The 15,939-nt window shown below is 71.5% G+C and carries 12 protein-coding genes; 7 read left to right on the top strand and 5 right to left on the bottom strand.

Annotated elements, in window-relative coordinates; all coding sequences use genetic code 11:
* Window positions 1-128 precede the first annotated feature (128 nt).
* Both ABTW87_RS18850 and ABTW87_RS18845 read left to right on the top strand, forming a co-directional pair.
* Complete coding sequence (locus ABTW87_RS18850; protein ID WP_350652113.1) at window positions 129-2,966, top strand: transglycosylase domain-containing protein; 2,838 nt, start codon at window positions 129-131, stop codon at window positions 2,964-2,966.
* Between the two features lie 118 nt (window positions 2,967-3,084).
* On the top strand, window positions 3,085-4,584 hold the full coding sequence (locus tag ABTW87_RS18845; protein WP_350652112.1) for a glycosyltransferase family 87 protein: 1,500 nt from the start codon (window positions 3,085-3,087) through the stop codon (window positions 4,582-4,584).
* Between the two features lie 13 nt (window positions 4,585-4,597).
* Here ABTW87_RS18845 and ABTW87_RS18840 read toward each other — a convergent pair whose 3' ends face one another.
* Together ABTW87_RS18840 and ABTW87_RS18835 are read right to left on the bottom strand one after the other, a co-directional pair.
* Window positions 4,598-6,769 carry a putative glycosyltransferase family protein gene (locus ABTW87_RS18840; RefSeq protein ID WP_350652111.1) on the bottom strand — a complete coding sequence of 724 codons (2,172 nt, stop codon included), beginning with the start codon at window positions 6,767-6,769 and terminating at the stop codon, window positions 4,598-4,600.
* A complete protein-coding gene (locus ABTW87_RS18835) occupies window positions 6,766-7,557 on the bottom strand; it encodes a deoxyribonuclease IV (protein ID WP_350652110.1) in 792 nt (263 codons plus the stop codon). The genes ABTW87_RS18840 and ABTW87_RS18835 overlap by 4 nt, the downstream gene beginning before the upstream one ends.
* 613 nt (window positions 7,558-8,170) lie before the next feature.
* Between ABTW87_RS18835 and rpsF the strand changes: the two genes are divergently transcribed.
* The 4 genes from rpsF (at window position 8,171) to rplI (ending at window position 9,815) form a co-directional block, all read left to right on the top strand.
* Window positions 8,171-8,461 carry a 30S ribosomal protein S6 gene (gene rpsF, locus ABTW87_RS18830; RefSeq protein WP_350652109.1) on the top strand — a complete coding sequence of 97 codons (291 nt, stop codon included), beginning with the start codon at window positions 8,171-8,173 and terminating at the stop codon, window positions 8,459-8,461.
* Between the two features lie 81 nt (window positions 8,462-8,542).
* Window positions 8,543-9,073, top strand: a complete 531-nt coding sequence (locus tag ABTW87_RS18825; RefSeq protein ID WP_350652108.1) for a single-stranded DNA-binding protein — start codon at window positions 8,543-8,545, stop codon at window positions 9,071-9,073.
* Window positions 9,074-9,114: 41 nt separating this feature from the next.
* Window positions 9,115-9,354, top strand: coding sequence for a 30S ribosomal protein S18 (gene rpsR, locus ABTW87_RS18820; protein WP_007073789.1), 240 nt, complete (start codon window positions 9,115-9,117; stop codon window positions 9,352-9,354).
* Between the two features lie 14 nt (window positions 9,355-9,368).
* A complete protein-coding gene (gene rplI, locus ABTW87_RS18815; protein ID WP_350652107.1) occupies window positions 9,369-9,815 on the top strand; it encodes a 50S ribosomal protein L9 in 447 nt (148 codons plus the stop codon).
* Window positions 9,816-10,001: 186 nt separating this feature from the next.
* Here rplI and ABTW87_RS18810 read toward each other — a convergent pair whose 3' ends face one another.
* Window positions 10,002-11,549, bottom strand: a complete 1,548-nt coding sequence (locus ABTW87_RS18810; RefSeq protein WP_350652106.1) for a hypothetical protein — start codon at window positions 11,547-11,549, stop codon at window positions 10,002-10,004.
* Window positions 11,550-11,945: 396 nt separating this feature from the next.
* On the opposite strand from ABTW87_RS18810, the gene dnaB reads away from it, so the two are divergent.
* Complete coding sequence (gene dnaB / locus ABTW87_RS18805; protein WP_350652105.1) at window positions 11,946-14,768, top strand: replicative DNA helicase; 2,823 nt, start codon at window positions 11,946-11,948, stop codon at window positions 14,766-14,768.
* 25 nt (window positions 14,769-14,793) lie between these two features.
* On the opposite strand, the gene ABTW87_RS18800 is transcribed toward dnaB, so the two are convergent.
* On the bottom strand, window positions 14,794-15,456 hold the full coding sequence (locus ABTW87_RS18800) for a maleylpyruvate isomerase N-terminal domain-containing protein (RefSeq protein WP_350652104.1): 663 nt from the start codon (window positions 15,454-15,456) through the stop codon (window positions 14,794-14,796).
* Window positions 15,457-15,521: 65 nt separating this feature from the next.
* A complete protein-coding gene (locus tag ABTW87_RS18795) occupies window positions 15,522-15,926 on the bottom strand; it encodes a TFIIB-type zinc ribbon-containing protein (protein ID WP_350652103.1) in 405 nt (134 codons plus the stop codon).
* Between the last annotated feature and the right edge of the window lie 13 nt (window positions 15,927-15,939).

Genomic DNA, 15,939 nt, shown 5'->3' with positions numbered 1-15,939 from the left:
TGATTGGCCCGAAAGATTCGCAAGTGACACCGGCCGTCCGGCGCGACCGTGCGGCGGCGGGTGTCCCAACTCACGGCAACCCGGTGGTGGCGCAGCCGCGCCCCACCGCGACCGGCAGGGTGTGAGGAATGAACTCGTACGGCGATCCCAGTTCCCCGCACGGGCGGGCCCGGATTCCGGGCCAGCACGGCGACCCCGGGCCGGCCGACGACACGTACCGCGCCAGGGGCGGTGAGGCGGGTGGCTGGTCGGCCGCATCGGAGGGTACGGCATCGGCGGGCCGCGCCTCGGTGTCCCCCCGCGGCGGCGCCTCCGGCGGCCGGGCCTCCGTCGGCGGCTCGGCGTCCGTCCCCGCACGGGGAGCAGCCGGCTCGGCCCCGGTCGGCCGCCCGGGTCGGGCGTCGGTGCCGGTGTCCCCGGCACCCGGTCGTGCCTCGGTCCCGGTGTCCCCGGCCCCGGGCGGCTCGGCCGGACGCGCGACCGTCGGAGTCGGTGCGGCCGCCGTCGGCGCCGCGTCGGCGGGCCGCGCGCGGGTCGGTTCGGCCGCGGTGGGTGGCCGCGCCTCGGTGGCGCGCGCCAGCGTCTCGCCGGTCTCCGGCGGTCCGGGGGGCCCGGGTGGTCCCGGCGGGCCGGGCGGTCCGGGCGGGCCCGGCGGGTTCGCGCGCCCCGGACGCGATCCGGACGCCATCGCCCGGGCGAAGAAGCGCAAACGGGCCAACATGCTGATCGCCGCGTTCGCGGTCTTCATCATGCTCGCCGGTCTCGGCGTGGTCGGCTTCACCTACTACTCGACGAACGTGGTCCTTCCCGAGGACACGACCCCGCCGCAGGCCACCACGTTGTACGCGTACGACAACAAGACGCTCATCGCCAAGCTCGGCACCCAGGACCGCACCCTGGTCACCATCGATCAGATCCCGCAGCACGTGCAGGACGCGGTCGCCGCCGCCGAGGACCGGAACTTCTACAAGCACTCCGGCGTCGACTACAAGGGCATCGCCCGGGCCGCGTGGAACAACTTCACCGGCGGCGACAAGCAGGGCGCCTCGACGATCACCCAGCAGTACGCCCGCAACGCCTACGACAACCTGAAGGACGACACGTACGCCCGGAAGGTGAAGGAGGCGATCCTCGCCTCCAAGCTCAACGACAAGTACGACAAGCCCACGATCATGCAGCACTACCTGAACGTGATCTACTTCGGGCGGGGCGCGTACGGGATCGAGGCGGCGGCGCAGACGTACTTCGGCAAGTCGGCAAGCAAGCTCACCGTGGCCGAGGGCGCGGTGCTCGCGGCTCTCATCAAGCAACCGGTGCCGAGCCCGACCCACAAGGGGTACGACCCGGCGGTCAACCCGGAGGAGGCGAAGGTCCGCTGGAACTACGTCATCCAGGGGATGATCCAGGAGGGCTGGCTCAACGCTCCCGGCCGGGAGGCGGCGCCGACCGAGTACCCCAAGAACATCAAGGACCCGAAGAAGGCCGGTGCCGGGCTCGACTACGGCATCAACACCCCGTACGGCAACGTGATCAACTACGTCAAGGCGGAGATGCGGGAGAAGGGCGTCTGCGTCTCCAGCGAGGAGGAGGTCACGCCCGACAAGCCGACCTGTTCGGACGCCCTGATGTCCGGCGGGTACCGGATCCGCACGACGATCGACACCAAGATCCAGGCGGCGGCGGTGCAGACCGCGCAGCGCAAGAGCAAGGACTCCGAGCTGGCCGGCCAGCCGTCGAACCTGATGGCCGCGGTGGTAGCGGTCGAGCCCGCCACCGGCCGGGTCAAGGGCTACTACGGCGGTGACAACGGCACCGGCACCGACTACGCCGGCAAGAACACCGACAGCAACGGCAACCTCATCGGTGGCCACCCGCCGGGCTCGAGCTTCAAGATCTACACCTTGGCGGCGGCGCTGGAGAAGGAGAAGTCCCTCGAGTCGCGGTGGAAGGGCAAGGCCTTCACGCCGAAGGGCACCAAGTTCAAGGTCAGCAACGCCGGCACCGACAACCCCTCCTGCGGCAACTCCTGCACGCTGCGGGAGTCGACGCTGAAGTCGTTGAACGTGCCGTTCTACCACGTCAGTGAGGACATCGGGCCGGACGCGATCGTCGACGTCGCCAAGCGGGCCGGCATCACCACGATGTGGAACACCAACCCGGCCGAGGCGGTCGACCTGACCAAGGTGAAGGACACGAAGGAGGTCGCACCGGCGCCGTTCTTCCACGTCGTCGCCTACGGCCAGTACCCGATCACCGTGCTGGACCACGCCAACGGCGTCGCCACCTTCGCCAACGAGGGCAAGTACGTCAAGGCCCACTTCCTGCACTCGGTGCAGAAGCGGAACCAGCAGACCGGCAAGTGGGACACGGTCGCCAGCGAGCAGATCAAGCCCAGGGAAGCGATCTCCAAGGACGTCGTCGCGGACGTCACCAGCGTGCTGAAGGAGTACCCGGGCCGGATCAACCACCGGCTGGAGGACGGCCGGCAGGCGGCCGCCAAGACCGGCACCTGGGAACTCAAGCCCGGCACCCTGGCGAACGGCGACGCGTGGACGATCGGCTACACCCCGCAACTCGCCACGGCGGTCTGGGTCGGCAACGTCAAGGACCGCAAGGCGCTCAAGCTGAAGGGTGGCGGCAACGTCTCGGGCGCCAATCTTCCCGGCGAGATCTGGGAGAAGTTCATGGAGCGGGCGCTCAAGGGGGCGGACAAGAAGGAGTTCCCGCCGGCGGCCAACGTCGGTGACCCGGACTCCGGCAACGGTGAGGCACCGCCGCCCCCGGAGCAGCCGAACTGCCCGCCGCTCGACCTGTTCTGCCAGCTCGGTGGCGGCAACAACAACGGTGGGGGCGACAACGGCGGCAACAACGGCGGCGGCCCGCGCAACCCGAACGAGCCACCGCCCCCGCCGGGCGGCGACGACCGGGACGGGATCCAGCCGACCCTGACACCACGTCGGGATTGACCATCCGGACGCCGCCGGTGGGCCGAGCAGCCGCTCCGCCCACCGGCGGCGTCTTCGCGTACGACATGTGGCCTCGGGGCGGGACGCGGAGCCCTCGCGTACGGCAGGATGCACCCTCATGAGCACGCAGTCGACGCGCGGCATCGACGACGCCGGTGCCCCGGACCACCCGTCCCGCTCCGACGGATTCGTCCGTGGAGCCTCCGGCCTGATCGGCGGGCCGTTGGGCGACCACGCCGTCGCGCTGGACCGGCCGGTCGGGCGGGAGCGTCGGTTCTGGACCGCCGCGCGGATCGTCCTGGCCCTGGTCTGCCTGACGATGGCCCTGCACTGGGTGCAGAAGTCGCCCTGCCAGGACGGCGCCTGGACCAACAACGTCCAGTACACCCGCTTCTGCTACACCGACGTGCTCGCCCTCTACTACGCCGAGGGCCTCAACGAGGGCAAGGTCCCCTACCGGGACCACCCGGTGGAGTACCCGGTGCTCACCGGCTACTTCATGGGCGCCCTGGGCCTGCCGGTGCACGCGCTCGGCGCCGACGACCCGGGCCTCAACCAGGGCATGTGGTTCTACAACCTGAACGTCCTCGTGCTCGGCGCGCTCGCGGTGGCGACGGTGGCCGTACTCCTCGCCCTGCGCCGCCGCCGTCCCTGGGACGCGGCGCTCTTCGCGCTGGCGCCCGCGCTCCTGCTCACCGCCACGGTCAACTGGGACCTCCTCGCCATCGGCCTCGCCGCGTTCGGCCTGCTCGCCTGGGCGCGCAGCCGACCCGCCCTGGCCGGCCTGCTGCTCGGCCTCGGCGGAGCGGCGAAACTCTGGCCGCTCTTCCTCTTCTGGCCGATCCTGCTGCTGGCGATCCGCAGCGGTCGGCTACGGGCGGCACTGACCGCGATCGGCACCGGCGCGGCCGCCCTGCTCGTGGTGAACCTGCCCACCGCCCTGCTCTACCCCACGAACTGGGGACGTTTCCTCGAACTCAACACCGAACGGCCGATCGACTGGGGCACCCTCTGGTACATCGGCCGCTACCTGGACGGGAAGGTCAACCTCGGGGATCCGGGCTCGCAAGGACCGTTCGAGTGGTTGAACGTCAACATCCCGGTGCTCAACAACCTGTCGTACGCACTGTTCCTGCTGGCCTGCGTCGGCATCGCCGTGCTGGCGCTGCGGGCGCCGCGCCGGCCGCGTCTCGCCCAGCTCGCCTTCCTGGTCGTCGCCGCGTTCCTGATCTTCAGCAAGGTCTGGTCCCAGCAGTTCGTGCTCTGGCTGCTGCCGCTCGCGGTGCTCGCCCGGCCCAAGTGGGGCGCCTTCCTGGCCTGGCAGCTCGCCGAGGTCGCCTACTTCGCGGCCTTCTACGGGGAACTGCTCGGCGCGTCGACCGGCCGGCCGGTGTTTCCCGAGGGCGTCTTCGTGCTTGCCGCCACGCTCCGGCTGACCACCGTCGTGGTGCTCTGCGTCCTCGTCGTACGGGAGATCCTCCGGCCTGAGCAGGACGCGGTGCGGGCCACCTACGCCGACGACCCGGACGCGGGCGTGATCGACGGCGCGCCGGACGCTCCGTGGCTGCAGAGACGTCGCGCGGCCGCCGACCCGACCCCCGAGCCGGTCACCACCTGACCGGCGGCGGGGGTCAGAGCCGGAAGACCACCACGTCGCCGATCTCCTCACGGGCGATGCCCAGGCCGTCGACGGGCGCGTCGACGCTGATCTCCCACGGCGTGCCGGCCACCTGGTCGCGCACGATCAGCACGTTGCGCACGCCGAGGGTGCGCAGGTACTCGACGCTGGTCCGGTCGGGAAACGCGATCGTCACCCGGCGCACGTCGTCCAGCAGGGTCGGGGTGAAACCGCTCCCGCCGTTGACGATGTCCTGGAAATGGGTGGTCGACCAGAGCATGACGGGCTGGTCGTGGTTCTGGCCGCTGGGCAGCACCAGCAGCGGACCGTCCACGGTGCGCATCGCCGCCGGCTGCACCGGAACGACCGGGTGCGGTGTGCGGTTCAACCCCTCGACGGTCACCAGCAGCAGCGGGAGCAGCGTGGCGATCCGCAGCCACGGGCTCGGCCAGGACGGGATCCGCTCGGCGGAGATCTCCCGCACGCGGGCGGAGAACGCACTCACCGCGCCGGCCGCGAGCAGACCGAGCAGCAGCGTCGCCCAGAGCATCAGCCGGCCCGGGGTACGCAGCCCGTTCCAGCCGGGCAGGTGCTCGAAGAGCGGCACGAACGTGAACCGGCCCCCGAAGAACTCGGTGCCCATGGCCAGCACCATGCTGACCACGACCCCGGCCAGCAGCAGGAGCCGGTGCCGGAGCCGCCAGACCGAGAAGAAGAGGCCACCCAGGGCGAGCGCGTAGAGGACGTACCCGGGCAGCAGCGTCATCTCGGGATGCCACGGCAGCGTCTCCCGCGCCCCCTCGTGCAGGCCGCCCCAGATCCGTGACTCGGCCGGCGCGGTGAGGAAACCGGTCGCGGGCGGGGAGAACAGGGCGATGTCGCCGACCGTCCGCTCCGCCTGCGGATGCAGCTCGGCCACTTGGAAGTACGGCACCGCCAGCAACAGCCCCACGGCGGCGAAGACCAGCCCGCCGAACACGTCGGCGGTGAGCAGCCGCTGCCCGAACGGCCGCTTCACCGGGCGGATGACCCACCGCCGCAGGAACCAGGTCACCGCCGAGACCACGACGGTGCCGGCGAGGACGTACGCGAAGGGCAGACCGATGCCGAAGCCGAGGCTCAACTGCCAGGCGGCGAGTAACCAACCGGCGTACACCCAGCCCACCTGCCGCCTCTCCGGGCGGTAGCCGTGCCGCAACGACCAACCGTGTCCACGGGCGAGCATGGCCAGCGCCAACGGGATACCGCCGTTGGAGACGACGTGCAGGTGCCCGGCCTGCGCCAGCAGCCAGGGCGCGTAGGTGTAGGTCACGCCGGCGACCGCGGCGCCGATCCGGCCGGATCCCAGCTGCCGGGCCAGCGCGTACGCGCCGAACGTGGCGAGCGCGTGGGCCAGGACGAACATGATGTTGTACCGGAGGATGGCGTCCTCCGGCCCGGACCCGATCATCCCGGCGGGCGCGTACCCCAGCAGGGTGTCGGAGAAGGCGAAGCTCCACCGCTCGGGGAAGAACGCGTTCGAGTGCCACAGGCGGGCCGGATCGGTCAGCAGCGCGTGGCCGGACCAGGCCATCTGCCAGGCCTGGAGGCTCGGGTCCCAGTAGTCCTGGGGCAGGGTGTAGCGCGGATAGCGCAGTGCCGGCCAGGTCATCGCCACGGCCAGGACGAGCGAGCCGAGGACGGCGAGCGTCCACTCGTGCACCAGCACCCGCCCGACGGCACGGGCCCCCCGGCGGGCGCGGGTCGGCACCGGCTCCGGCGCGGGCCCGAAGGACGCGAACGGGTCCCGGTCCTCGCTGCCGGCGCCGTCCGCGGCCCGGCCGGCACCGGTGCTGTCACCGGTGGTGCTCCCGGCGCCGGTCTGGTCGGGGGCCGCCTTCGCCGGGCCGGACGTGCCGCTGAGCGCCTTCGCCGGGCCGGTCCTGTCGGCGCTGGCCTTGTCGGCGCTGGCCGTGTCGCCCGTGCCGCCGCTCGGCTTTGCCGCGCCGGTCGTGTCGCCCGCGGCCGCGGCCGCGCCGGACTCGTCGTTCCCGGGCCGGCCCGTTCCGGCGGGACCCTCCCCGGAGCCGTCGCCGGCGGCAGGCCCGGCCGCCGCGTCGTTGGGGCGTGCGGCGTCGCCGGTGCCGTTCGTGGTCGGTGCCACGGGACGAAGCGGCGGCGAACCGCCGGCCTTTCCGGTGGTCATGCGGTCGGAGCCCCCGTCCCGAGCCGGTCGCGCAGGAAGGCGATGTCGGCCGCCTGGCCCGCCACGCCGCCCGGGGTCTCGACGACCACGGGGGCGCCGGCCGCGCGGATCACCGCCACCACCAGCTCCGGATCGATCGTGCCGCCGGCCAGGTTGTCGTGCCGGTCCTGGCCCGAGTTGAACGCGCCCTTGGAGTTGTTGGCGTGCACCAGGTCGATCCGGCCGGTGATGGCCTTGACCCGGTCGACCAGCCCGAGCAACTCCTCACCGCCGGCGTGCGCGTGGCAGGTGTCCAGGCAGAAGCCCACCTCGTGGTCGCCGAGCGCGTCCCACAGCCGGGCGAGCGCGTCCAGCCGACGGGCGCAGGCGTTCTCGCCGCCGGCGGTGTTCTCGATCAGCACCGGCACGCCGAGGCCGCCCGAGTCGGCCGCGTACGCGAAGGTCTTGCGCCAGTTGTCGAAGCCGACGGCGAGGTCGTCGCCGGCGTTGACGTGGCCGCCGTGCACGATGAGCCCGCGGGCACCGATGGCGGCGGCGGCCTGGGCGTGCGCGAGCAGGAGCTTCCGGCTGGGGATGCGGATGCGGTTGTTCAGCGTCGCCACGTTGATGACGTACGGCGCGTGCACGTACAGGTCCACCTCGGCGGCGCGCAGCCGCTCGGCGTCCTCGCGGGGCTTCGGCGCCTTCCAGCCCTGAGGGTCGGAGAGGAAGAACTGCACGGCGTCTGCCGCTCGGGCGGTCGCCTCCGCCAGCGGGTCGGACGAGTCGACGTGGGCTCCGATACGCATGGAGGGGAGCCTACGTCGAGTCGCTGACAGTCGGGGCGACGGCGGTGGGGCACGCGCGTCACCGGAGCCGGGCGGCGCTCGTTGAGGGAAGTGGGACGGCCGGTCCGTCGCGTGTGCGGCGGACCGCCGAGCACGGCCGGACGATCCGTTCAAAGCAGGGCACCCCGCCGCGCGGCCCGGCGCGGCGGGGACCGCCCACGATCCGCCCGATTCAACTACTCAAGAAAATTGTCGGAGATTCTCCGATTTCTCCGACAAGTAGCGTGATTCGGTATAAGTTCGGGTAACAACATGATGAAGCTCCGCGGGGCGTCTCCGGTCCAACCTCATCGGTGTGGTCGTTCCTCCCCAGGTCCCACCCAAGGAATGCGGACGGGACGCCCCGCGGCCTCCGTCACGGGGGGCCCGCCTCGACATCGACGTCCTGGTGGGCCCCCCGTTGGCGTACGCCCGCGGGGTAGGCCCACCACCCCGGGCATGATCGTCCGGACCGGGTATCCTGGTCCGGTTGTCCGCGTCCGGCCGGGTTCCCCCGGTCCGGTCCGGGCCACGACGCACGACCTCCTGCCACGGAAGGACCGTGGCCGCTTAGCCCACAGGAGGTGAGCACGTCTTGCGTCATTACGAGATCATGGTGATCCTCGACCCCAGCCTCGAGGAGCGCACCGTCGCCCCGTCGCTCGACACGTACCTGAACGTGATCCGGACCGCGGGTGGCTCGGTGGAGAAGACCGACGTGTGGGGCCGCCGGCGCCTCGCGTACGAGATCAACAAGAAGACCGAGGGCATCTACGCCGTCGTCGACCTGCAGGCCACGCCTGCGGCCGTGGCTGAGCTGGATCGTCAGCTGCGACTCAACGAGTCGGTGCTGCGCACCAAGGTCATCCGGCCGGAGACGCGCTAGTCGCGTTCCGACCCGGCACCCCCGGATCAGCCTCGTCGGCATTGTCGGACGGCTCTGAGAGCCTGTACGGCGAGACGATGAGTGCGCGAGGAGATGGTCATGGCAGGAGACACCACCATCACGGTCATCGGCAACCTGACCGATGACCCCGAGTTGCGGTTCACCCCCTCCGGCGCGGCGGTCGCCAAGTTCCGGGTCGCCTCGACGCCCCGGTTCATGGACAAGGCGTCCGGTGAGTGGAAGGACGGCGAGCCGTTGTTCCTCTCGTGCACCGTCTGGCGGCAGGCCGCCGAGCACGTCGCGGAGTCGCTGCAGCGCGGCGCCCGCGTGATCGTGTCCGGCCGGCTGCGGCAGCGGTCCTACGAGACCCGTGAGGGTGAGAAGCGCACCGTCATCGAGCTGGAGGTCGACGAGATCGGCCCGTCGCTGCGCTACGCCACGGCGAAGGTGCAGAAGATGTCCCGCTCGGGTGGCGGTGGCGGCGGCTTCGGTGGCGGTGGTGGCCAGGGCGGCGGAGGCAACTTCGACGACCCCTGGGCCTCGGCGGCTCCCGCCCCCTCGCGCGGCGGCGGATCCGGTGGCGGCAACTTCGACGAAGAGCCCCCGTTCTGATGGCGCCGAGCGCCCGCGATCGCAAACCAGGAGCAAGAGCAATGGCCAAGGCTGCGGCACTTCGCAAGCCGAAGAAGAAGGTGAACCCGCTCGACAAGGACGGGATCACGTACATCGACTACAAGGACACCGCGCTGCTGCGCAAGTTCATCTCCGACCGCGGCAAGATCCGCGCTCGGCGGGTGACCGGCGTGACCTCGCAGCAGCAGCGGCAGATCGCCCGTGCGGTCAAGAACGCCCGCGAGATGGCGCTCCTGCCGTACACGGCGACGGCTCGCTGAGAGGGGGCACCGAGATGAAGATCATTCTGACTCAGGAGGTGTCCGGCCTCGGCAGCCCGGGCGACATCGTGGAGGTCAAGAACGGCTACGGCCGTAACTACCTGCTGCCGCAGGGCTTCGCGATCGCCTGGACCAAGGGCGCGGAGAAGCAGGTCACGCTGATCAAGCGGGCCCGGTCCGCCCGCGAGATCCGCGACCTCGGTCACGCCAACGAGGTCAAGGGCCAGCTCGAGGGCCTGAAGGTCACCCTCAAGGCCCGCGCCGGCGACGGCGGCCGGCTCTTCGGCTCGGTCACCCCGACCGAGGTCGTCGAGGCCGTGAAGGCCGCCGGTGGCCCGACGCTGGACCGCCGCCGGCTGGAGCTCCCCGGTCACATCAAGTCGACCGGCTCCTACCCGGTGCGGATCAGGCTGCACCCCGAGGTGACCGCCACGTTCGACCTCAGCGTCACCAAGAGCTGACACCCCGGCCAGCGACACGACAGGGCCCACGCCGACTCCGGCGCGGGCCCTGTTCGCGTCCGCGCCGCCTCGACAGGTCGGGCCACCGCCGGGTGCCGGGCCCGCCGCACACCGATCCCGGTCGCAGCACTCCGCACCAGCGGCCCGGGCCGGAGCGGACCGTCCGACGCGCGGGACCGCGCCTGGTCAGCCGATCGGCTGACCGGTGATCGCGCTGATCATCACCGTCGACACGCCACCGCCGACAACCGCCGCTGCCAGCGCCACGGTCGCCGCCCGCCACGTCGTCCCGACCCGACGCAGCAGCACCGCGACGACGAGGCTGCTCACCAGCGCCAGCCCGAACCGCGGCATGCCCTCCGCGAGCGAACCGAGCGCCCGCGACCGCGACGAATCGCACCCTCCACCGCTGATGTCGGTGACGCAGCCGGCCGGCGCCGAGGCGTCAAGCGTCAACACCCACACGAAGATCACCAACGCGGGCAGGAGATAGCACGCCGCCGTGTAGAGCAACGGTCGCAGCGGCCCACCGGTGTCCGGATCGAGCAGGTCGTCCTCGAGACGGCGGGACCACGGTCCCGAACCCACCGGTTCGACCCGGCGGCGCACCGTGCCGACCGAGGCCGGTGCCAGCGGACGCTCCACCCGCCGCCGCGACGCCGTACGCGGACGCGGAGCCGTGTACGACACCACCGGGGAGCGCGGTGCCGACGGCGGAGGGTCCATCCACCGCGGATCGTCCCCGGCCAGGCGGGTGCCGGACCAGAACCCGTCATCCCGCTCGTCCCGCGCCCACGACCAACCCTCGGCGCCGCCGTCCGAGCGGGGCGCCTCCGTACGCTCCCACGCCGGCTCCACGTACCGGTCCCACTGACCGGTCGCGTCCGGCTGCTGCCACCGGCCGGTGGCGTCCGTCCGGTCCCACCGGTCCGGGCCCTCGCCCCGGCCCCACCGGTCGACCTCGTCGGCCGGCTGCCACGCGTGCACACCCGACGCGTCCCACGGATCCACCGCCGGCCGGTACGCCGGCTCCGGCCCGCGTCGCGCCTCCCGGCCCCACGGGTCGACGGGGGCGGACGCCGCCGACCGGTCCCACCGATCCACGGCCGGAGGGGAGGCGGTCGCCGGACGGCTGCGCCGGGCCGGCCGGTCCGGCGACCAGGCGGGCTCCGACTCGGCCGGCGTCTCCGTCTCCTCCAGACCGGACCAGACCACCGGCTGCCGGCGCGACACCGCGCGCCGGGGGCGCGACTGCGGGCCCAGGTCGGAGACCGGATCGTCCCCCGCCCGCCGGCTGCCCACGTACCCCTGGTCCTGCGGCCGGTCGAACGTCCACTCACGGGTGTGGTCCGACTCCGGCGCGGCACCGATCGCCGGCGTCTCCCGCCAGCTGGTCTCGGCTACCCGCCGCCAACCGCCCGTCGCCCCGTCGGAGTCCCAGTCGTCCGGCGAGCGCGACGGGTAGGCTTCGTACCCCTCGTCGTCGTCCGGGGCCGCGTGCCGGCCGCCGCCGTCGGCGCGACGGACGCCGGACTCCAGCGCCCAACGAGGAAGATAGGCGTCGACCGGTTCCTCCTGGCCCCGCTCGATGGCACGGCGACGGCTCGGCGTGCGGTAGCCACCGGCACCGGACGCGTACGAGTCGACCGGTGGAACGGCTGGGTCGTCCCAGCGGGCGGCCGACCGTCGCCCGCGCGGGTCATCCTCTCCGCGTTCCCAGTCCCGGTAACTCACGGCCGCAGCGTGACCCTTCTCCACCTGAAAGCGCAACCCGCTGTGTAGACATAGCCGGTGGTGCAGATAGTACGGGACAAATGAGGTCCAAGTCTGACCGGAATTTTTCCGTCCACAGGGTGGGGATTGCATCCACCCAGCTCAGGGCCGTATCGGTGGTGGATTCCCCAACCGTTGTCCACAGCCTGTGCACACGCTGCGCACATGCTCGTCCACCGGCGTCCACAGGTTGTCCCGAGACTCGTCCACCGGTGCTGTTGAGCGGTTGACCGCGCGTTCCGTATGGTGACCACCCGACCTGCCGCACGATGACCCCCGATCGCCGCACAGGTCGACAAGTTGTCGTACCCCGGCGGTAGAGCTGGGACGAGGATCCGACGGCGTGGAGGGGGGACCGTGTCGGTCACCGACGACATGCGGGCGGACCCGCGCCCCGGAGGGCAGCCGCCCACGCCGGCGCCACGCGACGGCCAGTACGAGAAGGCGCCCCCGCAGGACATCGCCGCCGAGCAGTGCGTGCTGGGCGGCATGCTGCTCTCCAAGGACGCCATCGCCGACGTCGTCGAGATCCTCAAGAGCAACGACTTCTACCGGCCGATCCACGCCACGATCTTCGACACCATTCTCGAGATCTACGGCCGGGGCGAGCCGGCCGACTCGATCACCGTGGCGGCGGCCCTGGCCGACTCCGGTGACCTGGTCCGGATCGGCGGCGCACCTTATCTGCACACCCTCATCGCCAGCGTGCCCACCGCGGCCAACGCCGCCTACTACGCCCGGATCGTCAGCGAGCGGGCCGTGCTGCGCCGGCTGGTCGAGGCCGGCACCCGCATCGTCCAGCTCGGCTACGGCACCGCCGCCGGCGGCAGCCGCGACGTGGACGACGTCGTCGACCTCGCCCAGCAGGCCGTGTACGACGTGACCGAGCGCCGGGTCAGCGAGGACTTCGCAATCCTCGCCGACATGCTCCAACCCACCCTCGACGAGATCGAGGCGGTAGGCGCCCAGGGCGGCGTCATGACCGGCGTGCCCACCGGCTTCACCGACCTCGACCGCCTGCTCAACGGCCTGCACCCAGGGCAATTGATCATCGTTGCCGGCCGGCCCGGTCTGGGGAAGGCGCTCGCCCTCGATACGCCCCTGCCAACGCCGGACGGCTGGACCACCATGGGCGAGGTCAAGGCCGGCGACCAGCTGCTCTCCGCCGACGGCCGGCCCACCACCGTCACGGCGGCGTTCGACGTCATGTACGGCCGGCCGTGCTACGAGGTCGAGTTCTCCGACGGAACGGTGATCGTCGCCGACGCCGAGCACCTGTGGAAGACGACCACCCGGGCGAGCCGTCGGCAGCCCGAGCGGCGATCCCGTCGGCGCTGGTCGGAATCGTCGCTGGCAACTGTCCGGGCGGCGACCGCGAGGGTGGCGGCAGTTCCCGACCACCTCGTCACGATGTCGGATGCTGTGGGACAGGTCGGCCCGGAGTTCCGCAACGTTCTGCACACCGTCGCGGCCGACATCGGCTCCAACGGCCGCATCAGCCGGCCCGTCACGAGAGCCGGCAAGGCGCGGAACTGGAGCGCCCCGGGTTACCCGGCCAAAGCGCTGCTGACCGGGCTGCTCACCCGGGTCGAGAGGCAGGGGGGTCCGACCACCCGGGTCCGCCATGAAAGCGTGGTGACGACCGCGGCGATCGCGGCCACGCTGCGCACCGACACGGCGGACCAGCGGCTGAACCACGCGGTGGAGAACTGCCGCCCGCTCCAGCTCGCAGAGCGGGATCTGCCGATCCCGCCGTACACCCTGGGCATCTGGCTGGGCGATGGACACACCGGAGCCAGTCGCTTTACCACGGCCGATCCAGAGATCTGTGAGTACGTCGAGCGGGATGGTTTCGCCGTCCGTCCCAGCGGCCGAATGGTGTACACCATCCTGCCGCCCGAGATCGACGCCTCGCCGGACCGGACCTGCGCGTACTGCGGCCGGTCCACCCGCGCGCTCCGCGACAATCCGGCCGTCAAGCGTTGCGCCGACTGCCGAGCGGCGAGTGGGTCGTTTCTCGCCCTGCTTCGACGGATCGGCGTCGCGGCCGTGAAGCACATTCCCGGGTACTACCTACGCGCGTCCGAGGCGCAGCGCCGCGCGCTGCTGGCCGGCCTGATGGACACCGACGGCACCGTTGCACCGACCGGCAATCTGCAGTACACCTCCACCTCGAAGCGGCTCGCTGAGGACGTGCACGAGCTGGTGGTCAGCCTCGGCTATCGCTGCACGGTCACGACGAGGGCGGTCCGGGGTCGCACGGCCGACTCCTCGACCGCGTACACCCTGAACTTCTCGACACCAGATTCCATCTTCCGTCTCGAGCGCAAGCGGGCGGCGCACACCGCCCGTCGGCGCACCATCTCCGACGTGCGGTCGACGTCGCGTTTCATCGTGGACGTCCGACCGGTGCCGAGTGTGCCGGTCCGGTGCGTGACGGTCGACAATCCCGAGCACCTCTACCTGGCCGGCCGGTCCATGATTCCCACGCACAACAGCACCGCAAGCATGGACTTCGCCCGAAACGCTGCAATCCGCGCCAATCAGGCCGCGGCGATCTTCTCGCTTGAAATGAGCAAGGTCGAGATTGTCATGCGGCTGCTCTCGGCCGAGGCCCGGGTGCCGCTGCACGTGCTGCGTAGCGGCCAGCTCTCCGATGACGACTGGACCAAGCTGGCCCGGTGCATGGGCGAGATCAGCGAGGCGCCACTCTTCGTCGACGACACGCCCAGCATGAACCTGATGGAGATCCGGGCCAAGGCCCGCCGCCTCAAGCAGAAGCACGACCTGAAGCTCATCGTCGTCGACTATCTCCAGCTGATGACCTCGCCGAAGCGTACGGAGAGCCGGCAGCAGGAGGTGGCCGACCTGTCGCGTGGCCTCAAGCTGCTGGCCAAGGAGGTCGAGTGCCCGGTCATCGCGGTGAGTCAGTTGAACCGTGGCCCCGAGCAACGCACCGACAAGCGCCCACAATTGTCCGATTTGCGCGAATCAGGATCAATTGAGCAAGATGCCGACGTTGTCATCCTTCTCCATCGCGACGACTACTACGACAAGGAGTCGCCGCGAGCGGGCGAAGCGGACTTTATTGTTGCAAAGCATCGAAATGGACCAACAGACACCGTGACAGTCGCAGCCCAGCTCCACCTGTCGCGGTTCGTGGACATGGCGATCGTCTGATTCCGCGAGGTCCCGTCCGACCCGCTCAGCCGAGCAGGGGGAACCAGCCGGCCACCTCGCCGAGTTCGAGGCGGTCCCGGTCGGTGAGCGGGAGCCGCCCGGCGGCCTTCAGCAGGTACTCGTGGTCGTCCCAGCCGGCGGGGCGGACTGCGTCGTCGCTGAGCAGCCCGTCCATTGTCGCCACCGCGACCCGGGTCGCCGCCGCACCGGGCGCGGGCACGTCGGGGAGGTCCACCACCAGGTCCAGGTGGTGGACGACGGCCTCGGTGGTCAGGGTGGCCAGGAGGTCGGCGACCCGCAGCACGTGTCCCTGGGTGGCGACGCGGGCGTCCGGGTCCGCGGCGGCGGCCGCCCGGACAGCCGCCGGAGCGGTGTCGGTCCAGAGCCGGACGACGCCGGTGGGCCGCTCGAACGCGGCCGCCGAGCGGCGCACCCACCAGGCGTGCCGCGAACCGTCCTCCGCCGGGAGGGACCGCCAGTAGCTGACGTCGTCCACGTCCGGCGGACCGGTGGCGGGGCTGGCCAGGGCGACCAGGGCCCGCTGGGCATCACCGACGACGTGCAGGAGCAGGTCGACGACGAGCCAGCCCCGGCACCGGGTGGGCCGTTGCAGGTCGACGTCGTCGAGACCGGCGACGACCGCGGTGATCCCGCCGTACGCCTCCGCCAGTGCGACGTGCGCCGTCATGGGACGCAGCGTCGCACGGGCGGGGCGGGTGTGCACGGCCGGGGAGGCTCCGACCGGGCCCGGTCTCAGCCGAACATCTCGTCGAGGAAGCTCTTGTGCTTCTTGCGCCGGTAGTGGCCGTGGTAGCCGTAGTGCTGCCCGTGGCTCCCGTACGCCGGCGCCGGCGGGTAGCCGTGCGCGGGCGGCGGCGGTGGCGGCACGGCACCGTAGCCGGGCTGGTGCGGGGCCGGCGCGGGCGGCGGCGGAGGGGGCGGCGGGTACCCGCCCTGCTGGTGTGCCGGCTGGCCGGGCTGCGCGGGGCCGGGAGCGGCGTGCTGCCGGTTCCAGTTGGCCTCCGCTTCGAACAGCTTCTCCAGTTCGCCGCGGTCGAGGAAGATCCCCCGGCACTCGCTGCACTGGTCGATGACGACGCCGCTGCGCTCGTACTGGCGCATGTCTCCGTGGCACTTGGGACAGGTGAGGCTCATCACCCGACGGTACCTG

The sequence above is a fragment of the Micromonospora sp. NPDC126480 genome (assembly GCF_040302465.1).
Taxonomy (GTDB): domain Bacteria; phylum Actinomycetota; class Actinomycetes; order Mycobacteriales; family Micromonosporaceae; genus Micromonospora.
The sequence above is the reverse complement of the archived record's forward strand: the minus strand, read 5'-3'. Positions and strand labels throughout refer to the sequence as shown.